25 protein-coding genes are annotated in these 26287 nt (G+C 64.9%); 9 read left to right on the forward strand and 16 right to left on the reverse strand.

The features are described from left to right. Positions 1–150: 150 nt before the first annotated feature. Both JQ616_RS09620 and JQ616_RS09625 read left to right on the forward strand, forming a co-directional pair. Positions 151–774 (forward strand): PepSY domain-containing protein, encoded by a 624-nt coding sequence (locus tag JQ616_RS09620; RefSeq protein WP_249136679.1) that lies wholly within the window; start codon positions 151–153, stop codon positions 772–774. A gap of 285 nt (positions 775–1059) precedes the next feature. Beyond that, positions 1060–2097 carry an aspartate-semialdehyde dehydrogenase gene (locus tag JQ616_RS09625; RefSeq protein ID WP_212013927.1) on the forward strand — a complete coding sequence of 346 codons (1038 nt, stop codon included), beginning with the start codon at positions 1060–1062 and terminating at the stop codon, positions 2095–2097. A 197-nt stretch (positions 2098–2294) separates the two neighbouring features. Here the strand turns inward: JQ616_RS09625 and queA are convergent, their stop codons facing one another. The 5 genes from queA to coaD all read right to left on the reverse strand — a co-directional run bounded on the left by queA (position 2295) and on the right by coaD (position 5435). Then, positions 2295–3371: a tRNA preQ1(34) S-adenosylmethionine ribosyltransferase-isomerase QueA gene (queA, locus tag JQ616_RS09630; RefSeq protein WP_212013929.1), complete on the reverse strand. Its 1077-nt coding sequence runs from the start codon at positions 3369–3371 to the stop codon at positions 2295–2297. A 72-nt stretch (positions 3372–3443) separates the two neighbouring features. Next, positions 3444–3908 carry a peptidylprolyl isomerase gene (locus tag JQ616_RS09635; RefSeq protein WP_212013930.1) on the reverse strand — a complete coding sequence of 155 codons (465 nt, stop codon included), beginning with the start codon at positions 3906–3908 and terminating at the stop codon, positions 3444–3446. After that, complete coding sequence (locus tag JQ616_RS09640; RefSeq protein WP_212013931.1) at positions 3884–4321, reverse strand: hypothetical protein; 438 nt, start codon at positions 4319–4321, stop codon at positions 3884–3886. Before JQ616_RS09640 ends, JQ616_RS09635 begins: the two co-directional genes overlap by 25 nt. Before the next feature lie 5 nt (positions 4322–4326). Then, positions 4327–4890 (reverse strand): peptidylprolyl isomerase, encoded by a 564-nt coding sequence (locus JQ616_RS09645; RefSeq protein WP_212013932.1) that lies wholly within the window; start codon positions 4888–4890, stop codon positions 4327–4329. 47 nt (positions 4891–4937) lie between these two features. Next, positions 4938–5435 (reverse strand): pantetheine-phosphate adenylyltransferase, encoded by a 498-nt coding sequence (coaD, locus tag JQ616_RS09650; protein WP_212013933.1) that lies wholly within the window; start codon positions 5433–5435, stop codon positions 4938–4940. Between the two features lie 267 nt (positions 5436–5702). Here coaD and JQ616_RS09655 point away from each other — a divergent pair, with 267 nt between their 5' ends. The 3 genes from JQ616_RS09655 to JQ616_RS09665 all read left to right on the forward strand — a co-directional run bounded on the left by JQ616_RS09655 (position 5703) and on the right by JQ616_RS09665 (position 9166). Beyond that, a complete protein-coding gene (locus JQ616_RS09655; RefSeq protein ID WP_050630591.1) occupies positions 5703–5960 on the forward strand; it encodes a hypothetical protein in 258 nt (85 codons plus the stop codon). Between the two features lie 249 nt (positions 5961–6209). Next, on the forward strand, positions 6210–8108 hold the full coding sequence (locus tag JQ616_RS09660; RefSeq protein ID WP_212014792.1) for a KUP/HAK/KT family potassium transporter: 1899 nt from the start codon (positions 6210–6212) through the stop codon (positions 8106–8108). A gap of 98 nt (positions 8109–8206) precedes the next feature. Continuing rightward, entirely contained in the window at positions 8207–9166 is a 960-nt protein-coding gene (locus tag JQ616_RS09665; protein ID WP_212013934.1) for a phosphotransferase family protein, read from the forward strand. Between the two features lie 239 nt (positions 9167–9405). On the opposite strand, the gene gyrA is transcribed toward JQ616_RS09665, so the two are convergent. The 3 genes from gyrA to JQ616_RS09680 all read right to left on the reverse strand — a co-directional run bounded on the left by gyrA (position 9406) and on the right by JQ616_RS09680 (position 13488). Further along, complete coding sequence (gene gyrA, locus JQ616_RS09670; RefSeq protein ID WP_212013935.1) at positions 9406–12135, reverse strand: DNA gyrase subunit A; 2730 nt, start codon at positions 12133–12135, stop codon at positions 9406–9408. Between the two features lie 213 nt (positions 12136–12348). Further along, complete coding sequence (locus JQ616_RS09675) at positions 12349–12747, reverse strand: DUF2306 domain-containing protein (RefSeq protein WP_212013936.1); 399 nt, start codon at positions 12745–12747, stop codon at positions 12349–12351. A gap of 249 nt (positions 12748–12996) precedes the next feature. Beyond that, complete coding sequence (locus JQ616_RS09680; RefSeq protein WP_212013937.1) at positions 12997–13488, reverse strand: single-stranded DNA-binding protein; 492 nt, start codon at positions 13486–13488, stop codon at positions 12997–12999. Between the two features lie 447 nt (positions 13489–13935). Between JQ616_RS09680 and JQ616_RS09685 the strand changes: the two genes are divergently transcribed. The 3 genes from JQ616_RS09685 (at position 13936) to uvrA (ending at position 18847) form a co-directional block, all read left to right on the forward strand. After that, the gene (locus tag JQ616_RS09685; RefSeq protein WP_212013938.1) at positions 13936–14679 is read left to right on the forward strand and encodes an outer membrane protein; all 744 of its coding nucleotides are present in this window, start codon (positions 13936–13938) and stop codon (positions 14677–14679) included. Positions 14680–14945: 266 nt separating this feature from the next. Further along, complete coding sequence (locus JQ616_RS09690; protein ID WP_212014794.1) at positions 14946–15605, forward strand: outer membrane protein; 660 nt, start codon at positions 14946–14948, stop codon at positions 15603–15605. A gap of 257 nt (positions 15606–15862) precedes the next feature. Then, on the forward strand, positions 15863–18847 hold the full coding sequence (gene uvrA, locus JQ616_RS09695; RefSeq protein ID WP_212013940.1) for an excinuclease ABC subunit UvrA: 2985 nt from the start codon (positions 15863–15865) through the stop codon (positions 18845–18847). A 214-nt stretch (positions 18848–19061) separates the two neighbouring features. Here the strand turns inward: uvrA and JQ616_RS09700 are convergent, their stop codons facing one another. The 5 genes from JQ616_RS09700 to JQ616_RS09720 all read right to left on the reverse strand — a co-directional run bounded on the left by JQ616_RS09700 (position 19062) and on the right by JQ616_RS09720 (position 22534). Further along, complete coding sequence (locus tag JQ616_RS09700) at positions 19062–19433, reverse strand: VOC family protein (protein WP_212013942.1); 372 nt, start codon at positions 19431–19433, stop codon at positions 19062–19064. A 184-nt stretch (positions 19434–19617) separates the two neighbouring features. Beyond that, on the reverse strand, positions 19618–19950 hold the full coding sequence (locus JQ616_RS09705) for a PRC-barrel domain-containing protein (RefSeq protein WP_212013944.1): 333 nt from the start codon (positions 19948–19950) through the stop codon (positions 19618–19620). Between the two features lie 191 nt (positions 19951–20141). Continuing rightward, a complete protein-coding gene (locus JQ616_RS09710; RefSeq protein ID WP_212013946.1) occupies positions 20142–21080 on the reverse strand; it encodes a cytochrome D1 domain-containing protein in 939 nt (312 codons plus the stop codon). A gap of 2 nt (positions 21081–21082) precedes the next feature. Continuing rightward, positions 21083–21622, reverse strand: a complete 540-nt coding sequence (locus JQ616_RS09715) for an SRPBCC family protein (protein WP_212013947.1) — start codon at positions 21620–21622, stop codon at positions 21083–21085. A 159-nt stretch (positions 21623–21781) separates the two neighbouring features. After that, a complete protein-coding gene (locus JQ616_RS09720; protein ID WP_212013948.1) occupies positions 21782–22534 on the reverse strand; it encodes an AAA family ATPase in 753 nt (250 codons plus the stop codon). An 81-nt stretch (positions 22535–22615) separates the two neighbouring features. Here JQ616_RS09720 and JQ616_RS09725 point away from each other — a divergent pair, with 81 nt between their 5' ends. Next, complete coding sequence (locus JQ616_RS09725) at positions 22616–22939, forward strand: hypothetical protein (RefSeq protein WP_212013949.1); 324 nt, start codon at positions 22616–22618, stop codon at positions 22937–22939. Positions 22940–23145: 206 nt separating this feature from the next. On the opposite strand, the gene JQ616_RS09730 is transcribed toward JQ616_RS09725, so the two are convergent. The 3 genes from JQ616_RS09730 to JQ616_RS09740 all read right to left on the reverse strand — a co-directional run bounded on the left by JQ616_RS09730 (position 23146) and on the right by JQ616_RS09740 (position 26278). Continuing rightward, positions 23146–24021 (reverse strand): PCC domain-containing protein, encoded by an 876-nt coding sequence (locus JQ616_RS09730; protein WP_212013950.1) that lies wholly within the window; start codon positions 24019–24021, stop codon positions 23146–23148. A 4-nt stretch (positions 24022–24025) separates the two neighbouring features. Further along, a complete protein-coding gene (locus JQ616_RS09735) occupies positions 24026–25666 on the reverse strand; it encodes an acyl-CoA synthetase (RefSeq protein WP_212013951.1) in 1641 nt (546 codons plus the stop codon). 210 nt (positions 25667–25876) lie between these two features. Next, positions 25877–26278 (reverse strand): SPW repeat protein, encoded by a 402-nt coding sequence (locus tag JQ616_RS09740; protein WP_212013952.1) that lies wholly within the window; start codon positions 26276–26278, stop codon positions 25877–25879. Positions 26279–26287 lie beyond the last annotated feature (9 nt).

Consider the following 26287-nt stretch of genomic DNA (forward strand, 5'->3'; position numbering starts at 1 on the left):
CATCGCTTCGTCTGAACGTTCGGCGGCCGGCCTTTGACTAACAAGGGTCGGCCGCATTTTCCCGGCCCAAGAGGCCGACCCGAAGCGCGGGCAACGCGCGAGCATAAGTTCGATACAGGTTTGACGATGAGGACAGGACGATTGCGCGTACTGCTGCCTTGGGCATCCGGGCTTTGGGCATTCAGGCCTTGGGCATTCGGAACGCGACTGCTTGCCACCGCGCTGCTGGCCCTGCCCCTGGCGGCGCCGGCCCACGCGATCACGAGTTCGGCGGCCGCCGCCCTCACCCCGCAGGACAGCGACAGCGGGCTCGACGTGCACGCGGTTCGCCGCGAGCTCGACAGCTTCCAGGCGGCCCAGATCTCGCTGCGCAAGGCGATGGCGATTGCGGAGGCGCTGCATTCCGGCTCGATCACCGCCGATATCAGCTTCGATGGTGCATCGTTTCCCGCGGTCTACCGGGTCAAGACCATGCAGCGGGACCGCATCTGGCGGCACGCCATCGACGCCGCAACCGGCGAAGTGGTCGGTGGCGAGGCGGCCTCGCCGCTGACGTCGCTCGGCGCCGAAGACCGCGACAACCTCGTGGTGCTTAGGGCGCTCCGGCACCGCCTCGCAGATGCGGTGCGCGTCGCCGAACACACCACCTCGGGCAAGGCGATCTCGGGCGGCCTGATGCGCGAGCGCGGCAAGCTCAATTTCGTCATCGTCGTGCTCGCCGGCAACGATCTGAAAGAGGTCATCCTCGAGCCGCCGGGCGCGCGCCGGCGCTGAGGTGCCGCGGGCGTTGCCAGATTTTCGCCCAAAAGCCGTTGACGGACGCCGATCTCTCCCGCATAAGTCCGCACCATGATCACCGCGACCAAACGCACCACCAAAACCACCAAGCCCTCTGGGGCCTCGGGAGGCGTGCGCGCGTAGTCGGTCGTTCCGCATCATCTCTACCCGAAGCCCCGCCTGATGAAGGTCCGGGGCTTTTTTGTTGTCTGCAGCACACCAGCATGATCCGGAAAAGTGGGAACCGGTTTTCCGATCAGATCATGCTCAACCGAGACTGAAATGGAGGACAAAGTGAGTAACGATCCTGTCGTCGCGATTGTCGGCGTCACCGGCGCAGTCGGCGCCGAATTCATCGCCACCATGGACAAGCGCGGCTTCCGCGTCGGCAAGCTGAAGGCGCTTGCGAGCGCCCGCTCGGCCGGCAAGACCATCGGCTTCCGCGGCCAACCAATCGTGATCGAGGAGCTCAACGAGCGTGCCTTCGAGGGCGTCGACATCGCGCTGTTCTCGGCGGGCGGCGGCATCTCGAAGAAGTTCGCGCCGCTCGCGGTGAAGTCCGGCGCCGTCGTGGTCGACAATTCCTCGGCCTTCCGGATGGATCCGAACGTGCCGCTGGTGATCCCGGAGATCAACGCCCGACGCATCCGCGATCACAAGGGCATCATCGCCAACCCGAACTGCGCCGCCATCACCGCGCTGGTGCCGCTGTGGCCGATCCATCAGAAGAACCGCATCAAGCGCGTGATCATCTCGACCTACCAGGCCGCGAGCGGCGCTGGCGCCGCCGCGATGGACGAGCTCGTCGAATCGACCCGCGCCAATCTCAACGGACAGGTCTACACCCCGAAGGTGATGCCGCACCCCTACGCCTTCAACCTGTTCAACCACAACACGGCGGTCGATCCGGAGACCGGTTACAACGACGAAGAGACCAAGGTCATCAAGGAGACCCGCAAGATCTTCGAGGACGAGAAGATCGCGATCGGCGTCACCTGCGTCCGGGTGCCGGTGCTGCGCGCGCATTGCGAGGCCATCACCTTCGAATGCGAGAAGCCGATCACCGAGGACCAGGTCCGCGCGATCATGGCCCAGGCGCCGGGCGTCAAGATCGTCGACGATCGCGTCAAGAACTACTTCCCGATGCCGATCGACGCCTCCGGCCAGGACGACGTGCTGGTCGGCCGTATCCGCAAGGATCTCAGCGATCCCTCCGGCCACTCGATCTCGATGTTCGTCGCGGCCGATCAGCTGCTCAAGGGCGCCGCGCTGAATGCGGTGCAGATCGCCGAGCTGCTGCCGGAACGCGCGATGGCGTGAGGGAATGACGTCGTTGTTAAATCCGTCGTCCTGAGGTGCGAGCCTTGCGGCGCACTTGCGCCGCTGGGCGAGCCTCGAAGGATGCACGGCCCCAGTCGGGCCGTCGCCCTTCGAGGCCGCTGAAGAAGCGGCCACCTCCAGCGACAACGGCAAAGCCGTTGCGCGGTGGTGACGGTGATGGAGTTGAGCTCGCTGAACTACCCGACTGCCCGAAACAGCAGACACGCATCGCCATACGAATAGAACCGATAGCCGTTGCTGATCGCATGTGCGTAGGCGCTCTGCATGGTCTCGAGGCCGGAGAACGCCGAGACCAGCATGAACAGTGTCGAGCGCGGCAGATGGAAGTTCGTCAGCAGGATATCGACCGCGCGGAAGCGATAGCCCGGCGTGATGAAGATCGAGGTTTCGGCCGCGAACGGCTGGATGGTGCCGTCGGCATTGGCAGCGCTTTCCAGCAGCCGCAGCGACGTCGTGCCGATCGCGATGATCCGGCCGCCCTTTGCCCGCGCGGCATTCAGGGATGAAGCGGTCTCGGCGGTGATGCAGCCCCACTCGGCATGCATCTTGTGCTCGGAGGTTTCATCCACCTTCACCGGAAGGAACGTCCCGGCTCCGACATGCAGCGTCAGGCGGTGCAGTTCGACGCCGCGGCTCTTCAGCGCGGCCTCCAGCGCCGGCGTGAAATGCAGGCCCGCCGTCGGTGCGGCGACCGCACCTTCATTTGTGGCGAACATGGTCTGGTAGTCGCTGACGTCGTGATCGTCAGGCGTCCGCTTGGAGGCGATGTAGGGCGGCAGCGGCGTGGCGCCGACGTCGGCGATGGCCTGGTCGAGCACCGGGCCGTGGAACGAGAATGACAACGTCACTTCGCCCTCCTGCCCCTTGGCCTCGACCTCTGCATCGAGATTGCCGAGCAGGCAGACCTTGCCTTCGTTGCCAAAACGGATGGTGTCGCCGGGGCTGAGCTTCTTCGCCGGCTTGACCAGCGCCTGCCAGCGCGAGCCGTCGAGCCGCTTGATCAAGGTCGCCTCGATCTTCGGCTCGGTCTCGCGGCCGATCCGGCGCCCCTTGAGCTGAGCTGCGATCACCTTGGTGTCGTTGACGACGATCTGATCGCCCGGCTCCAGCCAATGCGGAAGGTCCGCGATGGTGGCATCGCGCAGCACGCCGTCCGGATGCACCACCAGCATCCGCGCGGAATCGCGCGGGCTCGCGGGGCGTAGCGCGATGCTCTCGGGCGGCAGTTCGAAGTCGAAGAGATCGGTGCGCATGGCGCGATGACTACAACGTTGTCATTCCGGGTTCGTCGCTTTCGCGACGCCCGGAATGACGGAGTGTTTGACTTACGCCGCGTCGGCGGCCATGCGCGCCTTGACGATCTTGTCCGGGTTCTGCACCGGCTCGCCGCGCTTGATCTTGTCGACGTTCTCCATGCCCTCGGTGACCTTGCCCCAGACCGTGTACTGGCCGTTGAGGAAGGAGGCGTCGTCGAAGCAGATGAAGAACTGGCTATCGCCGGAATCCGGGTTGGTGGCGCGGGCCATCGAGGCGGTGCCGCGGACATGCGGCTCCTTGTTGAACTCGGCCTTCAGCTTCTTGCCGCTTCCGCCCATGCCGGTGCCCTGCGGGCAGCCGGTCTGCGCCATGAAGCCGTCGATCACGCGGTGGAACACGATGCCGTCATAGAAACCCTCGCGCACCAGTTCCTTGATCCGCGCGACGTGACCGGGCGCGAGATCCGGGCGCATCTCGATCGTGACCGGGCCCTGGGTGGTTTCGAGGATCAGAGTATTTTCGGTAGCAGCCATGCTCGCTTCTCCTGGCTTCGGGGTGGATATTTCTTGTTCCTGAACGGGATCGCGAATGGGCGGCCAGCCACTGCGCCGCCCAGGCTCTCGGTAAATGGCATCGGCGTGCAGCGTTGCAACGCCTCCATTACCGCGACCCGGTATGCGACCCGGTCATTGTCGGTCGCCTCCTGCGATTCGTAGCTGATCCTCGGATGTCCGAGGATGGCACCCTCGCGGTTGAAGCTGACAATGACTGTGATGTCGATCGGACCGGCCTTGTCCGCCGGCGGCGGCCGCCAGCAACGGTGGATGGCAAGCACCACATCCCTGATCGTATTGAGTTGTTCCGGCTCGGCCCGTACTGGCGTGGCCAGCGCAAGGCAGATCAGCGGCGCGGCGAACCAGGCAAGCGGTTTGCTGCGCGCCGCCATTCGGATCACTTGATGTCGGATGCGACCTGCACCTTCACCATCTTGTCGGGATCGGTGACGGCGCCGCCGGGCGAACCCGCAGATGCCTTCTTCAGCTTGTCGACCACGTCCATGCCCGACACCACCTCGCCGATCACGGTGTACTGGCCGTTGAGGCTCGGTCCGTCGGCGAACATGATGAAGAATTGCGAATTGGCGCTGTCGACGCTGTCGCCGCGCCGGGCCATGCCGACGATGCCGCGCTTGAACGGCACCTGCGAGAATTCCTGCTTCAGGTTCGGATACTTCGAACCGCCGGTGCCGTTGAAGTTCTGGCCGTCGCCGGTCTGCGCCATGAAGCCGTCCATCACGCGGTGGAACGGCACGTTGTTGTAGAAACCCTCGCGCGCCAGCTGCTTGATGCGCTCGGCATGCTGGGGCGCGATGTCGGTGCGCAGCTTGATGACGATGCGGCCCTTGGTGCTGTCGATCACGATCGCATTGGCCTTGTCGAGACCGGCGGGCAGCGGCTGCGCGACCGCGGGCACGACGCAAAGCAGCGCGGCAACGAATGCAAGAATGCGGATCATGGAAACTCCGGATCTCTGGACGTTCGGGATGTGGCAGGCGGCCGGGATCAGCCGGCGAACTTGGCCTTCAGGCTAGCGGCGACTGATGACGGCACGAATGCAGCGAAGTCGCCGCCCATCTGGGCGATTTGGCGCACCAGTGTGGCGGTGATCGGGCGGACCGCGACCGACGCCGGAACGAACACGGTATGCACTTCGGGGGCCATTGCCTCATTCATGCCGGCCAGCTGCATCTCATAGTCGAGATCGGTGCCGTCGCGCAGGCCGCGAATCATCAGCGTGGCCTTGGCCGCACGCGCCGCCGCGACCGTGAGGTTGTCGTACGTCGCGCTCTCGAAGGCGCAGCCTGCCTTCTGGGCGATGGGGCCGAACACCTCATGGACCATGGCCAGCCGTTCCTCGGTCGAGAACAGCGGCTTCTTGCCGGGATGGACGCCGATGGCGACGATCAGGCGGTCGCAGAGGAAGACGGCCTGTCTCACCACGTCCAGATGGCCGTTGGTGACGGGATCGAAGGAGCCGGGGTAGATCGCGATACGGGACATGGTCCCTCCTAACCCGCCCGGCCCTCCCCGGCAAGCCGCCCGGGTTCCCTCGACCGCGCGAAATAAATTCCGCCTGGTCCAGTGAACGAGTTCTGGGATGCCAGCGTCTACGAGGGTGAATGTTTCGTCGGCCGTTGGCGGACGAAACAAAACCGGCTCGCGACGAAACCATTTCCTGGGGTGGCGAAGACACCAGGAAACTTGCGGCCGGTAGACATTGGACAACGAAACGACGGGCCCGGGGGGCCCGATCACATGGGGACCGTCATGATCAAGGCACTTTCCGCTATCGCCGTTGCCGCGTTCATTGCCGCCGCGCTCACCGTGCTGCCGGGCTTTGCGCCGCAGGTCGAAGCCTCCACCCCGCAGCCACTGGCCAAGGCTGACCGTCTCGACATTCACCCGGTCGGCAAGGACTGCTCGCAGCAGGCCTGGCCGAATTTCGAAGCCTCCTGCCTGCGCAGCGCCGGCAACAAGACGGTGGTCCGCGAAGCCCGCCTCGTCACCGCCGACCGCACCCCGTAGAATAAGTTTCCGACCGAGGTCGATACCGGTTCGCGTGAAGGAAATGCGACAAGGTCATACCTCGGAGAGTTGCCGCTCCGGCGCGATTGGAGCTGCATAGCAGCCGTAAGCCTGACGTAAGGTCAGGCCGTCACGCAAAACCCAATGGTAATTTGCGACGTCCCGTCGCAGACTATCGTCTAAGGCGCCCGGTCGGATGATCCGGCGGGCGCAAGACATCGGGGGATTGCCGTGACCAGTACGCCCGCCATCGTTTCTTCTGGCCACCCTCCAACCAGCCCGATCCCGGTTGCGGTCACGCTCGGTGCGTTAGGTGTCGTCTATGGCGACATCGGCACAAGTCCCCTCTACGCCCTGAAGGAAGCCGCCAAGGCTGCCGCCCATGGCGGGCCGCTCACCTCGAGCGCAGTGCTCGGCGTGGTGTCGCTGATCCTGTGGGCGCTGATCCTGATCATCTCGGTCAAATACGCGATGCTGATCCTGCGCGCGGACAACCGCGGCGAAGGCGGCATCGTCGCGCTGCTGGCGCTGCTCTCAGCCCGCAACGCGGCGCCCGGCACTTGGCGCGCCCACCTCCTGGTCGTCGGACTGATCGGCGCCGCCCTGCTCTATGGCGACGGCGCGATCACGCCGGCCATCTCTGTGCTGTCGGCGATCGAAGGTCTCAAGGTCGACGCGCCCTCGCTGACGCCCGCGGTGGTGCCGCTCACCGTCGTCATCCTGATCGGCCTGTTCATCATGCAGAAGCAGGGCACCGGCTTCATCGGCAAGATCTTCGGCCCGGTGATGCTGTTCTGGTTCGCCGTGCTCGCCGCGCTCGGCATCCACGGCATCGTCAAGGCGCCCGGCGTGCTGGTCGCAATCAGTCCGTTCTATGCATTCGATTTCCTGATCCATCAGGATTTTCACGTCAGCTTCGCCATCCTCGGCGCCGCCTTCCTCGCCGTCACCGGCGGTGAGGCGATGTATGCCGATATGGGGCATTTCGGCCGCTTCCCGATCAGGCTCGCCTGGTTCGCGGTCTGCCTGCCCGCTTTGGTGCTGAACTATTTCGGCCAGGCCGGCGAACTGATCAACGACCCGAACTCGATCGACAACCCGTTCTTCCAGCTCGCCCCCGACTGGGCGCATTATCCGCTGGTGCTGCTCGCGACGCTTGCGACCGTGATCGCCTCGCAGGCGATCATCTCCGGCGTGTTCTCGCTGACCCAGCAGTCGATCCAGCTCGGCTTCCTGCCGCGCATGCATATCCGCCACACCACCAGCGATGCGATCGGGCAGATCTATGTGCCGCTGGTGAACTGGCTGCTCGCGGCCGGCACGCTCGGCGCGGTGCTGGCGTTCGGCACCTCGGACGCACTCGCCGGCGCCTACGGCATCGCGGTGTCGCTGTTGATGGCGATCACCACGCTGCTCGCCGCCCTCGTCGCGATCCAGTGGGGCTATTCGCCGATCCTGGTGATCGCGGTGAACGGCTTCTTCTTCATCATCGACGTGATCTTCTTTGCGGCGAACACCGAGAAACTGTTCGAGGGCGGCTGGTTCCCGCTGCTGCTCGCGGCCGCGGTCGCCTTCCTGATGATGACCTGGCGCAGCGGCGTGAAGCTGGTCGAGAAGGCGCGCAGCAAGCTGCGTCAGCCGGAAGAGGATCTGATCGAGACCGCAGTCAACAAATGCAGCGCCCGCCTGCCCGGCACCGCCGTATTCCTGGCCTCCGCCCCCAACGGGGTGCCGCTGGCACTGACCCAATTCGTCAAGCACAATCACGTGCTGCATCAGCGCGTGCTGTTGGTCACCGTGCAGATCGAGGAGCGCCCGAGGATTTCGGACGAAGAGCGCGCCGATGTGATCGAGATCAGCCCGGGTATCACCCGTATCATCCTGCACTATGGCTTCATGCAGTATCCGACGATCTATGAGGGGCTGAAGACCGCCTGCCGGCAGGCCAAGCTGCCCGGCATCGATCTCTCCGACGTGACCTATTACATCGGCCGCGAGACCATCATCCCGAGCGAGGACATTCCAGGCATGTGGGTATGGCGGGAATCGCTGTTCGCCTTCCTGCAACGCAACGCCGAGCGGTCGGCGGCGTTCTTCGGCGTGCCGACCGGTCAAGTCGTGGAGTTCGGCACCGAGATCGAGATCTGACCGCAGTGTCTGCGTAGCCCGGATGCAGCGAACGGGGCGCGCGAACGCGCGCCCGATGACAGGCTCCGCGTAATCCGGGTTGCAGGTGAATTCCGGGAATGTCAGACGATCCGCCTCTCGAGCTGAAGCCGCGGCTGGCGATCTCGATCGACCAGGCGCAGGCGATCATCGATCGCGCCGTGCCGGGCTCCCGCGTCGTGAACGTCACCGAGCTGCGCGGCGGCGAGATCAGCACGATCCTCGAGATCGTGCTGGCGGACGCACCAGGCTGCATCCTCAAGGTCTATCCGCAACAGCTACACTGGAAGATGGCGAAGGAGGTCCATGTCCTCGGGCTGTTGCGCGACGTCGATATCCCCATCCCCCGCATTCTGCTCGCCGACGATACAGGGTCGGTCGTCGACCTCAGCTTCGTCTTGATGAGCAAGCTCGACGGCATCGTGCTCGGTCAGCGCGAGCCGACGCTGACGGATGAGGAACTGTTTGCGATCTATGCCGAGATGGGCGCGGCGTTGCGCAGGATCAACGAGGTCACCCTCGACAGCTTCGGCTATATCGGCCCGAACGGGGTCTGGACACCGCACCCGACCAACCGCGCCTACGTGTCCGCGCAGTTCGATCGCAAGCTGACCGAGTTTTGCACCCGCGGTGGCGACGCGGCACTGGCCGCGCGGCTGCGGGACAGCATTGCCGCCCGCGCGCAGCTGCTCGACGCCGCCGAGAGGCCCCGCCTCTGCCACTACGATCTCCATGCCGGAAACGTGCTGGTGAACCGGGGAGGACGCCCGCAGCTCTGCGGCCTTGTCGATTTCGAGAATGCGACCGCCGGCGATCCGCTGATGGATATGGCCAAGGCGCTGTACTACTTCACGCCAAAGGACGCGCCGAAGCGCGACGGATTGCTCGAAGGCCATGGCGCGCGCGAACGGCCGGACTGGGAGGCCACGATCGCGCTCTACCGGCTTGCCTGCACGCTGGAGCTCTGGTGCTGGTACGCGCAGATCGGGAAACCGGACGAGCTCCCGAAGCTCACCATGGAGCTGGAGCGGGAAACGTAGGCGTTCTTGTAGGCAGGGCTATCGCAGATGGCCTGCCTCCGCGGGGGCGCACGGCCAAAACATCGAAAACAACCCCATGCAAAGTAGCCGTCGGCGTCCCGGGGCTCCGTCCGGGCCACGGGATTCCCGGCAACGGCGGCGCTAGAGCCCCGTTCCGATGGAATCGGAACGGGGCTCTAGATTCTCGTTTTGACGCGTTTTCTTCACGCGAACCGGTGGCCACTTCGCTCGAAAACGCTCTAGCCGCCGTTGCCGTTCTCGCCGTTTTCCTCTTCCGGAATGTGCTCGACCGAGACCACGTGCTCGTCCTCGGCGGTGTCGAACACGATCACGCCCTGGGTCGAGCGGCCGGCGACGCGGATGTCGGCGACCGGGCAGCGGATCAGCTGCCCCTTGTCGGTGACCAGCATGATCTGGTCGGCGTCCTCGACCGGGAACGACGCCACCAGATTGCCGTTGCGATTGTTGACGCTCATCGCGACGATGCCCTTACCGCCGCGGCCGGTGGTGCGGTACTCGTAGGACGAGGTCCGCTTGCCGAAGCCGTTGACCGAGACGGTCAGCACCACCTGCTCGGCGGCCGATAGCTCGGCATAGCGCTCCTGTGACAGCTGGATCGCGTCGTTCGCCGTCTCCTCGCCCTCGGTATCTGCCGGCTCCTCGGCCGTGGTCTCGCCGGCCACCGCGCGACGCATCTTCAGATAGGCCGAGCGCTCGTCCGAGGTGGTCTCGACATGGCGCAGGATCGCCAGCGAGATCAGCCTGTCGGCCTCGGCGAGCGCAATGCCGCGCACGCCCATCGAGGTGCGGCCGGTGAAGACGCGCACATCGGTGACCGGGAAACGGATGCACTGTCCGCCGGCGGCGGTCAGCAGCACATCGTCATGCTCGGTGCAGATCTGCACGTCGACGATCGCCTCGCCCTCGCCGAGCTTCATGGCGATGATGCCGGAGCGGCGAACGTCGACGAAGTCGGACAGCTTGTTGCGACGGACGGTGCCGCCTGTTGTGGCGAACATCACGTCGAGATTGCCCCAGGACGATTCATCCTCCGGCAGCGGCATGATCGTGGTGATGCGCTCGCCCTGCTCCAGCGGCAGGATGTTGATCAGCGCCTTGCCGCGCGCGTTCGGTGCTGCCATCGGCAGCCGCCAGACCTTCTCCTTGTAGACCTGGCCGCGCGAGGAGAAGAACAGCACCGGCGTGTGCGTGGAGGCCACGAACAGCCGCGAGACGAAATCCTCGTCGCGGGTCTGCATGCCGGCGCGGCCCTTGCCGCCGCGGCGCTGCGCCCGGTAGGTCGACAGCGGAACGCGCTTGACGTAGCCGGCATGCGACACGGTGACGACCATGTCCTCGCGCTGGATCAGGTCCTCGTCCTCGACCTCGCCTTCCTGCTCGATGATCACGGTCTTGCGCGGGGTGGCGAACTGCTGCTTCACCTCGGCGAGCTCGGTCTTGACGATGTCCTGCACGCGCGCGCGCGACCGCAGGATGTCGAGATAGTCGGCGATCTCGGCCGCGAGCTTGTCGAGCTCTTCGGAAATCTCGTCGCGCCCCAGTGCGGTCAAGCGTTGCAGCCGCAGATCGAGGATTGCCCTCGCCTGCTCCATCGACAGCCGCAGCGTGCCGTCGTCGTTGATGCGATGGCGGGGATCGTCGATCAGCGTGATCATCGCCTCGACGTCGCGCGCCGGCCAGTCGCGCGACATCAGCGCCTCGCGCGCGGTGTTCGGATCGGGTGAGGTCCGAATGACGCGGATCATCTCGTCGATATTGGCGACCGCGATCGCAAGGCCGACCAGGATATGGGCGCGGTCGCGCGCCTTGCCGAGCAGGAACTTGGTCCGCCGTGTCACCACCTGCTCGCGGAACGCGACGAAGATGTTGAGCAGGTCCTTCAGATTCATCGTCTGCGGACGGCCGGAATCCAGCGCCAGCATGTTGGCGGGGAAGTTGGTCTGCAGCGGCGTGAACCGGTATAGCTGGTTGAGCACCACATCGGGCACCGCTTCGCGCTTCAGCTCGATGACGACGCGATAGCCGTCACGGTCGGACTCGTCGCGGAGATCGCCGATACCCTCGATCTTCTTTTCTTTCACCAGTTCGGCGATGCGCTCGACCATCGAGGCCTTGTTAACCTGATACGGAATCTCCGTGATGATGATCGCTTCGCGATCCTTGCGGATGGTGTCGATCGCGACCTTGCCGCGCATCACGATCGAGCCGCGGCCGAGATGATAGGCCGAGCGGATCCCCTGGCGGCCGAGGATGACGCCGCCGGTCGGGAAGTCCGGTCCGGGAATGATGTCGATCAATTCGTCGATCGTGAGCGCCGGATTGTCGATCAGCGCGACGCAGGCGTCGACGACCTCGCCGAGATTGTGCGGCGGGATGTTGGTCGCCATGCCGACGGCGATGCCGCCGGCGCCGTTGACCAGGAGGTTCGGGAACCGGGCCGGCAGAACCGACGGCTCCTGCTCCGAATTGTCGTAGTTCGGCTGAAAATCGACAGTTTCCATGTCGATGTCGGCGAGAACCGCGAGCGCCGCCTTGGTCAGCCGCGCTTCGGTGTATCGATAGGCCGCCGGCGGATCGCCGTCGATCGAACCGAAATTGCCCTGGCCGTCGATCAGCGGCACCCGCAGCGAGAAATCCTGCGCCATGCGGACCATCGCGTCGTAAATCGACTGGTCGCCGTGCGGATGATATTTACCGATCACGTCGCCGACCACGCGCGCCGACTTGACGTATTTCTTGTCCGGGGTGTGTCCCTGCTCATGCATCGAATAGAGGATGCGCCGGTGCACCGGCTTGAGCCCGTCGCGCGCATCGGGCAGCGCGCGCGACACGATCACGCTCATGGCGTAATCGAGGTAGGACTTCTTCATCTCGTCGAGAATGGAAACGGGACGAATATCTGAGGGCACCGGCGGCTCGCCGGGCTTGTCATCTTCGGGTTCGGACAAAGGGGAAATCCGGTCAGTTTTACTGGGGAATCATATAGCCCATCGGGGGTCTGATAACCACCCTTCGACGGCTCCCGCAAGCCGTTTTTCCCTTCGTTTTTTCATGCACTTACCGGCCAGATTGCAGGCTCGCAACGGCTTTGCTTCGCAGCGCGATTGCAAGGTGACGGACGCTTCACGGAACCGGCCTCCGCGACGCCCTCACGCCCGCATTCAATGACCGAAAACCACCGCATGCATGATCCGTCCGGGCACGAAGGTGAACAGCCCGGCAATGACCAGCGCGCCGAAGAAAATCCCGATCATCGTGTATCTGTGGCTGCGGACATTGTGGCGCCGCGCGGCGGTGACGCCGAGCACCAGCATGATCAGCGAGAAGATCGACAGCAGGTGGATCGGGCTCCACGGCCCGAGCAGACGGATCTGGTGGATCCAGAACGAGCTGCCGGCGACGATGAGCATCAGGATCACCCAGATCCAGCCCAGCGTCCGGTGCGGCAGCGTGCCCTTGGGCGCGGCGAGCTGAATGGAGCCGAGCACGAACGCGGCCATCGCGGCAAAGGCATGGAGCGGGATCGCAGGCGCGGCGTCGAGCAGTGGTGCGAGGCTCATGATGGCAGCCCTCGAATTGACCTCGCGGCCAAGCCTCGCTAGCCGCAGGCCAATGTAAATATCATTCACATTGACCTGTGTCAAAGTCTGGAGAGACCGCACTGACCGTCATCAGCCGGATGAAATATTGTAGGTGGTTAGAGAGTTATCCTCATAATTCACATGAGGAAGTTATCGCGACATAGCGAGCCGCCGTTCCGGCAAATGATCTTCACGGAACGGCAACCGACGTAATGCCAGAGCGCGCGCTCAGAACGGGATGTCGTCGTCCATGTCGCTGGTGCGGCTGCCGCCGCCGGCGGCGACCGCGCGGCGCGGCGCCGAACTGACCGGACCGGACGAGCCGAAATCGCTGCCGCCATCATCAGAGAAGCTGCTGCCGCCACCGCCCCGCCCGTCGAGCATGGTGAGGTTGGAGTTGAAGCCCTGCAGCACGACTTCGGTCGAGTACTTCTCGACGCCGCTCTGGTCGGTCCATTTGCGGGTCTGCAACTGACCCTCGATGTACACCTTGGCGCCCTTCTTCAGGTACTGCTCGGCGACCTTGCAGAGGCCTTCGTTGAAGATCACGACGCGGTGCCACTCGGTCTTTTCCTTGCGCTCGCCGGTGCCCTTGTCGCGCCAGGTTTCCGAGGTGGCGATGGACAGATTGGCGATCGGACGGCCGTCCTGGGTCCGCCGGATTTCCGGATCCTTGCCGAGGTTGCCCACGAGGATCACCTTGTTCACGCTTCCTGCCATCGCATCATCTCCACTCAAAAACCGGGCGTCCGGACATCGGCCGCCACTCTCAACCTTCGCCACTTACATTGCAGGCGTCGTGGATGACCCTATACGCCGGCGCCGGCTCGCCGCCTTCGTCGTCGCGCGGTTATCCACGATAATCAGATATAGCATCCCGGCCGGGAATGTTCCAGTTTTGTTCGCCACAACCAGCCGTAGAAGCGGGCGCTGGCAATGGAGCGGCAGCCGATTTCGGTTCATGCCGCTGACCGGCTTCGACGCCGTCGAAAATCAATAAACAAATCAGTAACTTATTCTCGCCGTACTTCTTCCCCGAGTGTGGCATTTGGGAGACGGCCTTTCCGGTTGAATCAGCGTATAGCTATCAACCATCAGACGGGCGCTCGCGTCTGAGGTCGGCTTCGGGACCTTTTGGAAGCCGAACGGGAAGCTGGGAGTTTTGAAATGAAGAAGTTTTTGCTCGGTACGGTTGCTCTGATTGCGTTTGCTGCGCCGGCCGCGGCTGCCGATCTCGCGGCGCGTCCCTACACCAAGGCGCCGCCGATGATCGCTGCCGTCTATGACTGGAGCGGCTTCTACATCGGCGCCAACGGCGGCTGGGGCTCGAGCCACAATTGCTGGGACCAGGTCCCGGGCGGCACCTTCATCGGATCGGATGGCTGCCATGATGCGACCGGCGGCGTTGCCGGTGGTCAGATCGGCTATCGCTGGCAGGCCGGCACCTGGGTGTTCGGCCTCGAAGCGCAGGGCGACTGGGCCGACCTGAAGGGCAGCAACAACAGCGCGATCTTCCCGGGCCTGTTCACCAACCAGTCCAAGATCGACGCGTTCGGCCTGTTCACCGGCCAGATCGGCTACGCCGTCAACAACGTCCTGCTCTACGCCAAGGGCGGTGCGGCGCTGACCGACAACCGCTTCAGCACCTACTTCACGCCGACCGGCGCGCTCGCCGGCAGCGCCAGCGACACCCGCTGGGGCGGCACCATCGGCGCCGGCATCGAAGTCGGCTTCGCGCCGAACTGGACCGCCGGCATCGAGTACGACCACCTGTTCATGCAGGACAAGACCTACAACCTCACCACCCCGACCGGTGCGCTGTTCAGCAGCATTCGCGATCGCCAGGACGTCGACCTCGTCACCGTCCGCGTGAACTACAAGTGGGGCGGCCCGGTCGTCGCGCGCTACTGATCGCGCGAGGGTTGATTTAATTCAGACGAAAGGCCGGCCTTGCGCCGGCCTTTTTGTTTGCGAGGTTGATCCAACCCGTTCCACTGCAGCGAATGAAGCGCGCGTGCGCGCCCTCGTCTCAGCGGCGGCGTTTTCCGTGAATTGTGGTTTCGCGGATACACAACTTCCAGCGTTTCTCTGTAGAAGCGTGCGCACATCACGCAACATTGCGGTGACGTTCCCTTCGACTGAGGGGACAACAAGAAAATGGGACTGGGACTTTGAAAATCAGGAATGTTTTGCTGGCATCGGTCGGCATGTTTGCACTGAGCGCTTTTGCACCGGCCATGGCTGCCGATATGGCGGCTCGCGCCCCCTACGTGAAGGCTCCGCCGCCGGTCGCGATCTACAACTGGACCGGCTTCTACATCGGCGGCTTCGGCGGCTACGCCAGCGAGGACTCCGGCACCCCGAAGATGGAAGGCGGCTTCGCCGGCGGCACCATCGGCTACAACTGGCAGGCCGGCAACATCGTGTACGGCTTCGAGGCTGACGGCGCCTGGGCTGACGTCGACGCTTCGGTGAGCACGCCCGGCGTCACCGTGAAGAGCAAGATCGACGCGCTCGGCACCGCGCGCGGCCGCATCGGCTTCGCGGTCGACAAGGTGCTGTTCTACGGCACCGGCGGCTACGCCTGGGTCGACAACAAGATCAGCGTCAGCGCGCTCGGCGTCACCGCCTCGCAGAGCAACTTCCACTCCGGCTGGACCGTCGGCGCCGGCATCGAGGCGTTCATCGCGCCGCAGTGGTCGATCAAGGGCGAGTACCTGTATCGCAGCCTCGGCAGCGAGACCTACTTCGGCGTCGCCTCGCCGGACCTCAACCTGCACAGCGTGCAGTTCGGCGTGAACTATCACTTCGGCGGCCCGATCGTCGCCAAGTACTGAGACAAGTACTAAGCCAAAGACAGACCCCAGGGTCTCGGAAGGCCGGCCTCGCGCCGGCCTTTTTCGTTGTCGGAACCGATTCCTGCTGACGGCTGCTGCCAACAGGCAAACTATCCGTTGATGGCGGCTATTCAGCACTGGAAATTGTCGGCCGTTCTTCCTACGTTCCAGTCTTCACACCCCATCGGCGCAAGGTCCCGGCTCGACCGGCGATGCGCGCCCAAAAGGCGCCCGATCATGCGCCCGGAACTGTCGCAATGGATGAAGTGCTCAAGGCGAAGCGCCAACCGAACGCCGGCTCCTCATCGCGCGCCATCACGATCCGCGGCGCGCGCGAACACAATCTGAAGAACATCGACGTCGAGATCCCGCGCGACAAGCTCGTGGTGTTCACCGGCCTGTCCGGCTCCGGCAAGTCGTCGCTCGCATTCGATACGATCTATGCCGAGGGCCAGCGCCGCTACGTCGAGTCGCTGTCGGCCTATGCGCGGCAATTCCTGGAGATGATGCAGAAGCCGGACGTCGACCAGATCGACGGCCTGTCGCCGGCGATCTCGATCGAGCAGAAGACCACATCGAAGAACCCGCGTTCTACCGTCGGCACCGTCACTGAAATCTATGACTACATGCGCCTGTTGTGGGCGCGCGTCGGCGTGCCCTATTCGCCCGCCACTGGCCTGCCGATCGAGAGCCAGATCGTCTCGCAGATGGTCGATCGCGTGCTGGCGCTGCCTGAGGGCACCCGCCTCTATCTGCTGGCGCCGGTCGTGCGCGGCCGCAAGGGCGAATACAAGAAGGAGCTCGCCGAGTACCTCAAAAAGGGCTTTCAGCGCGTCAAGATCGACGGCACCTTCTACGAACTCGCCGAGGCGCCGGCGCTCGACAAGAAATTCCCGCACGACATCGACGTCGTGGTCGACCGCATCGTGGTGCGCCCCGACCTCGCCCAGCGCCTCGCCGAGAGCTTCGAGACCGCGCTGAAGCTCGCCGAGGGCCTCGCCGTGATCGAATACGCCGACGCGCCGGCGGCGGCGCAGGACGAGAAGAAAGAAGACAAGAAGAAAACAGCAAAGATCCACGACAAGAGCGGGCCCGAGCGCATCCTGTTCTCGGAGAAGTTCGCTTGCCCGGTCTCCGGCTTCACAATCCCCGAGATCGAGCCGCGTCTGTTCTCGTTCAACAATCCCTATGGCGCCTGCCCGGCCTGCGGCGGCCTCGGCGTCGAGCAGCACATCGACGAGGACCTGGTCATCCCCGACAAGGAGCTGACCCTGCGCAAGGGCGCGATCGCGCCGTGGGCGAAGTCGTCCTCGCCCTATTACATCCAGACCCTGACCGCGCTCGGCAAGCACTACAAGTTCACGCTCGACACCAAGTGGAAGGACCTGACCAAGAAGGTCCAGAACGCGCTGCTGCACGGCTCCGGCGACGACGAGATCAAGTTCTCCTATGAGGACGGCGTCCGCTCCTACGACACCAAGAAGCCGTTCGAGGGCGTCGTCACCAACATCGACCGCCGCTACCGCGAGACCGAGAGCGAGTGGGCGCGCGAGGAGCTCGGCAAGTATTTCTCCGACGTCCCCTGCGAAGGCTGCCACGGCTACCGGCTGAAGCCGGAAGCGCTGTGCGTCAAGATCGGCGGCAAGCATATCGGCGAGATCTCGGAGCTCTCGGTCAAGCGCGCCGGCGAATGGTTCGAGACCGTGCCGGAGGCGCTCAACGCGCAGCAGAACGAGATCGCCGCGCGCATCCTGAAGGAGATCCGCGAGCGCCTGACCTTCCTGCTCGACGTCGGCCTGAACTATCTGACGCTGTCGCGCTCCTCGGGCACGCTGTCCGGCGGCGAGAGCCAGCGCATCCGCCTCGCCTCGCAGATCGGCTCGGGCCTAACCGGCGTGCTCTACGTGCTGGACGAGCCGTCGATTGGCCTGCATCAGCGCGACAATGCCCGCCTGCTCGATACCCTCAAGCGGCTCCGCGACCTCGGCAACACCGTGGTCGTGGTCGAGCATGACGAGGACGCGATTCGCCTGGCGGATTACGTGCTCGATATCGGCCCCGGCGCCGGCATGCATGGCGGCCACATCGTCGCCGAAGGCACGCCCGACCAGATCATGCGCAACCCGAAATCGCTGACCGGCAAATATCTGACTGGCGAGCTTTCGGTGCCGGTGCCGGATCGGCGGCCGCCGAACCACCGCCGCACCATCAAGGTCATCAACGCCCGCGGCAACAATCTGAAGAACGTCTCGGCCGAGATCCCGCTCGGCCTGTTCACCTGCGTGACGGGAGTCTCCGGCGGTGGCAAGTCGACGCTGCTGATCGACACGCTCTACAAGTCGATCGCACGCAAGCTGAACAACGCCAGCGAAGGCGCGGCGCCGCACGACCGCATCGAGGGCCTCGAGCATATCGACAAGATCATCGACATCGACCAGTCGCCGATCGGCCGCACCCCGCGCTCGAATCCCGCGACCTATACCGGCGCCTTCACGCCGATCCGCGAATGGTTCGCCGGCCTGCCCGAGGCAAAGGCGCGCGGCTACGAGCCCGGGCGCTTCTCCTTCAACGTCAAGGGCGGCCGCTGCGAGGCCTGCCAGGGCGACGGCGTCATCAAGATCGAGATGCACTTCCTGCCCGACGTCTACGTCACATGCGACACCTGCAAGGGCAAGCGCTACAACCGCGAGACCCTGGAGGTGCTGTTCAAGGGCAAGAGCATCGCCGACGTGCTCGACATGACCGTGGAGGAAGCCGCCGAGTTCTTCAAGGCGGTGCCGCGCGTGCGCGAGACCTTCCAGACCCTGCACCGGGTCGGCCTCGACTACATCCATGTCGGCCAGCAGGCGACGACGCTGTCAGGCGGCGAAGCCCAGCGCGTCAAGCTCGCCAAGGAGCTGTCAAAGCGCGCCACCGGCCGCACGCTCTACATCCTGGACGAGCCGACCACCGGCCTGCATTTCCATGACGTCGCAAAACTGCTCGAGGTGCTGCACGAGCTGGTCGCGCAGGGCAACACGGTCGTGGTGATCGAGCACAATCTCGAAGTCATCAAGACCGCCGACTGGGTCATCGACCTCGGCCCCGAAGGCGGCGACGGCGGCGGCGAGATCGTCGCCTGGGGTCCACCGGAAGACATCGTGAAAGCGCCGAGGAGCTATACGGGCAAGTTCCTGGCGCCGGTGCTGAAGAAGGCGAACAGCAAGCCGAGGAAGAGCTCAGCGAGCGAGGCGGCGGAGTAACTGGCGCAGGGTGGATTAGCGAAGCGTAATCCGCCGATCTGTCACCGCAATAACAGCGGGTTACGCCGGAGCCTGCCGTCGGGCCGCGCCTCGCGCGGACTCGTTAGGCTAACTCGCCGCACTGTCTGGTTCAGCGCGTAGGATGGGTCGAGCGAAGCGAAACATCGACTTATCCTGCGGCCCGAATGATGGGTATCGCTTCGCTCCACCCAGCCTACAGATTCCCGCGATAGGTCGCGATCTGCCAGACGTTGGCCCAGGCATCCCGGACCATCGCGCGTCTGTCGCCATAGGGCGTATCCGCAGGAGCCTCGATCGATTCAGCGCCTGCCGCGATCGCGCGCCGATAGGTCTGGTCAGCGTTCCCTACATAGACGTAGAGAAAGGCCGGCATTGCTTCTCGCGCGCCGCCCCCGTCGCTGATCAGGATGATCGAGTCTCCGATGCGCATTTCCGTTGGCGCTCCGGAGCGAACTTCGCCTTGCGCATCGAAAACGTCCCTCAGGAATTCGGTCAAACCGGCGAGGTCGCTCGTGACAATTCTCGGGATGACGGAAGGCCAGCCGGCGGGCTTGAATTGGGTCATGCTCTGCCTTTGAAGCGACGACAACGCGTCGCTGATCAAAGCTACCACGAACGCAGTTAGCGAAGGGCGGATTAGCGAAGCATAATCCGCCGCCCTTACGCCAAGCTCGGCGGGTTACGCCTTTCGCCTTCGCTCGTTGAGCTACGGCGGACGTAGTCGGCTAACTCACCCTACTTGCTCCACGCTACACCGCCCAATAATTCGGGTGCGTGTATGAGCGCGAGCGGTCGCCCCAGTCGAATTCGTCGCCATCGAACTCTGACGGTCCTGTGCGCAGGTCCTCCAGCGCCACGTCGGCCTCGAAGGCCTGCCGCGCGGGATCGAATTTCAATGCGGTCCATCTGACGGGATAGTGGTGGTGGGTGCTCAGCACGCCGCCGGTCTTGATGATGGCGTAGGCCACCGTTCCGCTCACCTTGTCGAGCATCAGCCGCTCGATCGATCCGAGCTTCGCGCCATCGCGCCCGAAGACGCAGACGTGCTCGACCCGGTCACTGGGCACCAAGGTATGATGCATGGCATCCTCCCTGTTTTCCCTTGTTCGGCTGGGATTATAGCACCAGCGTGCGCCGAATGTGCAGGGATCGTAGGGAGGATTAGCGCCGCGGAATCCGCCGATCCGTGCGGCCGAAACGGCGGGTTACGCCTTCCACCTTCGCTCGTTGAGCTACGGCGGACGTGATCGGCTAACCCACCCTACGCACTGTCCTACTCCGTCCGCCTGAGGAACGCCCCGAACGCCCTTGGGCCGTCGCCGACCTTGACCTCTCCGGTCACCTTCAGCTCGGAGGCATCGATCACGCTGAGCGTATTGCTCTCCCAGTTGGCGACCAGGATGCGCTTGCCGTCGGCGGTGGCCTCGATGCCCTCGGGGTAATCGCCGACCGTGATCCGCTTCACCGGCTGCAAGGTCGCGAGGTCGAACACGCTGACCTTGCCGTCATACTGGTCGGTGACGAAGCCGCGGCCCTGCGCCAGCGCCACCGCGTAGGGGCGCAGGCCGACATGGACGCGGCCGATCTCTTGCGCCGTCGCGATGTCGATGACGGAGACGTCGTTGGACCCGACATTAGCGGCATAGGCGCGCTTGCCGTCGGCATCGATGGTGACGCCGAACGGACGCGCGCCGACCTTCACGGTCCCTCGCCGCTCGCGCGTTGACGTGTCGATGATCGAGACGCTGTCGTCGTCGCGGTCGGCCGAGAGCAGCAGGCGGCCGTCCGGCGTCACCGCGAGCCCGGACGGCGACGCGCCGACCGCGATGCTGGCGGTGACCCGCTGCTCTTTCACGTCAATCACCCGCACCGCGGCGGCGTACCAGTCGGCGACATAGACCGTCGCCCCGTCGGGGGCGACCGCGATGCCGAGCGGCCCGCCGCCGACATCGATCCGGCCGACCACCTTGCGCGCGGACGCATCGACCACGCTGACGGCCTTGGCATCCGGGCTCGTCACATAGGCAAAGCGGCCGTCATTGCTGACGGCGACGCCCGCGGGCTTACCGCCGATCGCAATCGTCGCGACCGGCTTCGACGTCGCGAGATCGACCACCGTGAGATCGTCGCTGAGCTGGTTGGTGACGAACGCCTCCTCGGCGCGCGCGGCGCCGAGGCCAGCGAGCAGCACGACCAACGCGATCGCACGCATGCTCAGGTGCCGCTCTCGATCTTCTTCTTCAGCGCCTCGAGCCCGGCCTTGTAGAGCCCGCTCACCGCGTTCTTCGCGGCCTCATCGTTCAACTCCGGCGGCGGGTCGTTGTTGGGAAAGCCGCGGTAGAACGCGCCGGCCCATTCCAGCTTCGACTTGCCGTCCGGCGCCGGCGAGACCGTCAGCGTCGAGGAATAATTGGTGACCGGCAGCACCTTCACGTCGACCGCCGTGATCCGGTACGAGTAGCTCATCATCTCGGGCTCGTATTTGTAGAGCTCCTCGTCGACGGTGGCGCCAGGCCCCAGCGTTAGCCGCCGCGTAGCGCCGATCTCGTTGCCCTTCTCGCCCTCGGTCTTGGTGACGCCGGCGAGCCAGCTCATGTCCTGGAAATTGCCGATCACCGCCCACACCTTTTCCTGAGGCGCATCGATCTCGATGGATTCGCGCACCTTCTGGCGGGTCGGCCCATGGGCCCAGGCGGCCCCCAACACAGCCAATGCCGCCACCACGACGCCAGCTCGCGCGATCGTTCGCCTCATCCTTGGTCTCTCCCGATGTGTGTCGGCCATCCGCCGCCTGGCGCATGCCGCAGTTTATGGTTCGAGGTTCTAGACCAGATCGGGGACAGGCTGCTTGCACCAGAGCGAAGTTCGCAGCCGGCGGCTTCCTCGGGAGACAAGCCCGCCGGGGCACCGGATTCACGCCTCGATCGCGGCCTCGACGAACCCCTTCGGGTCGTCGCAGAACTCGCGCATCAGCCGGTAGTGGTCGGTATCCCGCAGGCTCACCGGTTCGAGCCCGTATTTGCTCAGCCGCAGCAGCGTCGCGTTCGGATAGGCCATCAGCACCGGGGCATGCGTCGCCATGATCACCTGGCAGTGGCCGGTGCCGTGCATCCGGTGCAGCAGCTTGAGGAATTCGATCTGACGTGACGGCGACAGCGCGGATTCCGGCTCGTCGAAGATGAAGATGCCCTGCCGTTGGCAGCGCTCCTCGAAGAAGCGCAGGAAGCCCTCGCCATGGGAATGCGATAGGAAGTCGGCATAGGGGCTGGCGACGGAATCAAGATATCTGGCGACCGAGAAGAAGCTCTCGGCGCGGAAGAACCAGCCTTCGGTGATTTTCGGCAGCCAACTCGCGCGGAGCGCGGTGGCAAGCGAGCCGCCCATTTTCTCGACCGCGTTGCTGTGATCGACCGGCATGTAGCCCTTGCCGCCGCCGGCGTCGTCATAGCCGGCCATCACGGCGATACCCTCCAGCAGCGTCGACTTGCCGGTGCCGTTCTCGCCGACGATGATGGTGATCCGCTTGTCGAAACGGAGTTCAAATTCGTCGCGCAGCAGCGGCAGCACGAACGGATAGGCCTCGCGGTTCGGAATGCGCGCGGGATCGAGCCAGACCCGCCGCAGATACGGCGCGGGCATGTTGATCGGGCGATTGCGTCGGGACATCTGCGCGGTTCCAGGGAAACAATGGCGGGTCGCCCAGTTTATGATAAGTCCCCGCAGCAATCCTAGGTGGCTCGATAGCGCATGCCCAGCAAGGCCTACGCCCTCTTCCGCAAGGCCGTCAGCACCGAGCAGCAGGTGGTCTGCGTCTATGACGGCCGGGCGCGCGAGCTCTGCCCGCATATCATCGGCCACAACAAGAGCGGCGAAGAGGTCGTGCTGGCCTGGCAGTTCGCCGGCGAGAGTTCGGGCAAGCTGCCGCAATGGCGTTGCCTGCGGCTCGCCAATGTCAGCGACATCAGCCTGCGCAAGGGCCGCTGGCACGAGGGCGGCTCGCACCGCACCGAGCAGACCTGCGTCAGCGCGATCGACCTGGACATCAACATCCATGTGCGCAAGCGGCGGTGAGTGGGCTGCCGTTGATTTGCGGACTGTGCAACACACTCAGCGTCGTCCCGGCCTAGTGCGCAATTGCGCACGGGGGCCGGGACCCATTACCACGACTGCGAATTGTTGCGCGATGCTGGGGCCACAGCCTGCTTTCTACAACACAACCTGTGGTTATGGGTCCCGACTTTCGCCGGGACGACGACGGGGATAGAGCATGCAATCCCCTACGGCTGCTCCGCTTCCTCCAGCACTTCCAGCACCAGCTCCATCGTCATCAGCACCGGATTGTCGCCCCGCACCAGGCGGCCTTCGGCGAGGCCGCCGAGATAGTCGACCAGCGCGATGTCGAGGCTGGCGCGCAGGCGGCGATTGGCGTCGGGCGCGATCTGCCCGGCGGTCACCGCAAGCTCGGTCGCGAACGGCACCACGCTGTGGCCGTCGCTGAAGACCGCGCCGATGGTCGAGCCGACGCCGCCATGCAGCCGCGCCCGCAAAATGCCGTGCTGGCGGCAGAAGCCTTCCAGCGCGCACGCGAAATCCTGGTTCGGCCGCAGCCGCAGCGCGAAGGCATGGCTCGTGGTCTTCGCACCAGCGGGCGCGCTTGCGACCGGACCGAACAGCTTGAAATTGGTCTCGCTGTCGGGCTCGGCCAGAAACGTCGCGCCGTCGATCCCGAATGCGCTGACCTCGAACGGCTCGGCGACGATGGTCTCATCCGGCAGCATGTGTCCGCCGTTGCAGCGGCCGTCAGCCTCGGTCCACAGGCCATGGCAATGAAAGAACGGCGCGCCGTCGCGTTCGCCGAAGGTCAGCGCCGCGAGCTTGAGCCGCGTCACGCCGTCGGGACGGAACGTGTCGCTGTAGAACGCCGCGTTGACGCCATCCTTCGACAGCGCCGGCATCACATAGGCGAACGGCCCGAGCGCGCCAGCTGTCGCGTTCAGCACGCCGCCGGAAAAACCCTCGGCGGCAAAACCGCGGCGCACGGCTTCGAGCAAGGGAATGCCGGCCTCCAGCACGAATGAAAACGCGCGGCCGCGCGCGGCGACCCATTGGATGCGCTCAGAGACGGGAGCGCCGGGCTGGGCGATGCTGCGCATCGCCTCACGCGCCCGTCGATTTGGCGATCACCTCGAGCAGCCCGCGCGCCTCGAGCTCGTCGCGGATCAGCCGCTTCGGCACCTTGCCGTAACCGGACTTCGGCAGCGCCTCCCAGAAGAAGAAGCGTTTCGGCATCTTGTAACGCGGCACTTTTGGCGCGAGGTACGCCGCAAGCTCCGCCTCGGCGACGGCCTCCGTCCCTTCGCGCGCGACGCAGACGGCGACGCCGACCTCGCCCCAGAACGGATCCGGCACGCCAAGCACCGCGACCTCGCCGACCGCAGGATGGGTGAGCAGTTTCTCCTCGATCTCGCGCGGATAGATGTTGGAGCCGCCGGAGATGTACATGTCGGAGGCGCGGCCGGTGATGTAGACGAACCCCTCTTCGTCCATATGGCCGAGATCCCCGGTGCGGAACCAGCCGTCGCGAAACGCCTTCGCATTGGCCTCAGGGTTGTCGTAATAGCCGGCGAACACGCCGGGACCGATCACGCAGATCTCGCCGGTCTCGTGCGGCTTCAGCTCGCGTCCGTCGTCGCCCTGGATCGCGACCTGCATGCCGGTGCGCTCGAAGCCGCAGGTGCCGATCCGCGCATGCGGGCCGTCCTCGGGATCGTGCAGGCCGGGCGGCAGCACCGTGATGTTGCCGGTGACCTCGCCGAGGCCGAAATACTGCACCAGCACGCCGCCGAGCTTGTGCAGCGCCGCCTTCTGGTCCTCGCGATACATCGGCGCGCCTGCATAGATGATGTAGCGCAGCGAGGAATGGTCGTGCTGGTCGGCGGCGGGATGCTCGACCATCATCTTCAGGATGGTCGGCACCGTGAACATGTTGCTGACGCGATGCTTGGCGATCAGGCGATAAGCTTCCGCGATGTCGAATTTCTCCGACGGCAGCAGGATGGTCGGCACGCCGCGCGCGGTCTGCACCAGCTGATGCACGCCGGCGCCATGCGACAGCGGCGCCACCACCAGCGAGGCGTCGTCCTCGGTCGTGCCGGGCATCAAATCGGCGAGATGGTTGGTGATCACGAAGGCCATCTGGCCGTGGGTCAGGACCGCGGCCTTGGAGCGCCCGGTGGTGCCTGAGGTGAAGAAGAACCAGCAGGGATCGTCATAGTCGACCGGCGTGTTCGCGACCACGGCGCTGGCGTGCCTGGCGATGACGTCACCGACCGTTGCCTCGCCGAACGTCCCCTCCTCGCCGATCCGCCAGGTGAATTCGAGCGCCGGATTGGCGGCCGCCTTGGCGTGCTCGGGGAAGTCCGTGTGGCACAGAAACGCCTTGGCGCCGGAGGCTGCCGCCAGATAGGCGACCTCGTCGGGCATCAGGCGGAAATTGGTCGGCACCCAGACCGCGCCGAGCCGGAAGGCGGCGAACATCGACCAGAACATCTCGTCGCAGTTCTTGGAATGCACCAGGATGCGGTCGCCCTTGACGATGCCCCGGGCGGCCAGCGCCGCCGCCAGCGCCGAGACGTTCTGGTCGATATGGCGCCAGGACCAGGCCTTCTCGTTCCAGATGAAGCCCGGACGGTCGCCATGGCGGCGGGCGTTCTGGGTCAGGATGTAGGCGAGGTTCATCACCCGGCGCGACACCCGCGCGATCCCGCCGCGCGGCGCGGTCACCTCTAGCCCGCTCATTGCCGCCCCGCCGATACGCACAACAGACAGGGCAAGGTCAGGACAGGCATCGGGGGTTTCCTCGGTCAGAACCGGGCGTCTTCGTGCGCCGCAAGGGGTTGGGACCACCCGGTTTATCGCCAAGCAGCGCGCCTCGGCAAGGCCCGCCCGCCGCGGCGCCATGATACCGCGTGCCGGCGGCAGCCAGCCCGACCGTGCCTGCCCGGACCGCTACTGCGGATGCTTGGCCAGGTCCTGCTCGCTCAGGTTCCAGTCCTGCCAGAGCTGCAACGCGCCGATCAGGGCGACCAGCGCGCCGAGCAGGATGTGCCAGAACTGCAGCACCTGGTCCTCGGAGTAGCCGAAGACCAGGGGCGATGCCATCAGCCAGAGGCCAAGCACGATGCTCACCACCTCCTCCCAGCGATGCAGCGCGACATATTCGAGCTGGGAGACGCCCAGCACCAGCATGCCGACCATGAAGCTGTTGAGCACCAGATGGCTGCGCTCGATATCGACGGCGCCGCTCACCTGCATGGGAAACCAGGGCGAGACCATGATCAGCACGCCAAGCAGCATGCCGAGCCAGTCCTCCCAGGGACGGTGTCTGTTGAAGAAGCGACTTTCCGACATGACGAACCT

Source organism: Bradyrhizobium tropiciagri, assembly GCF_018130545.1.
Classification (GTDB): Bacteria; Pseudomonadota; Alphaproteobacteria; order Rhizobiales; family Xanthobacteraceae; genus Bradyrhizobium; species Bradyrhizobium tropiciagri_A.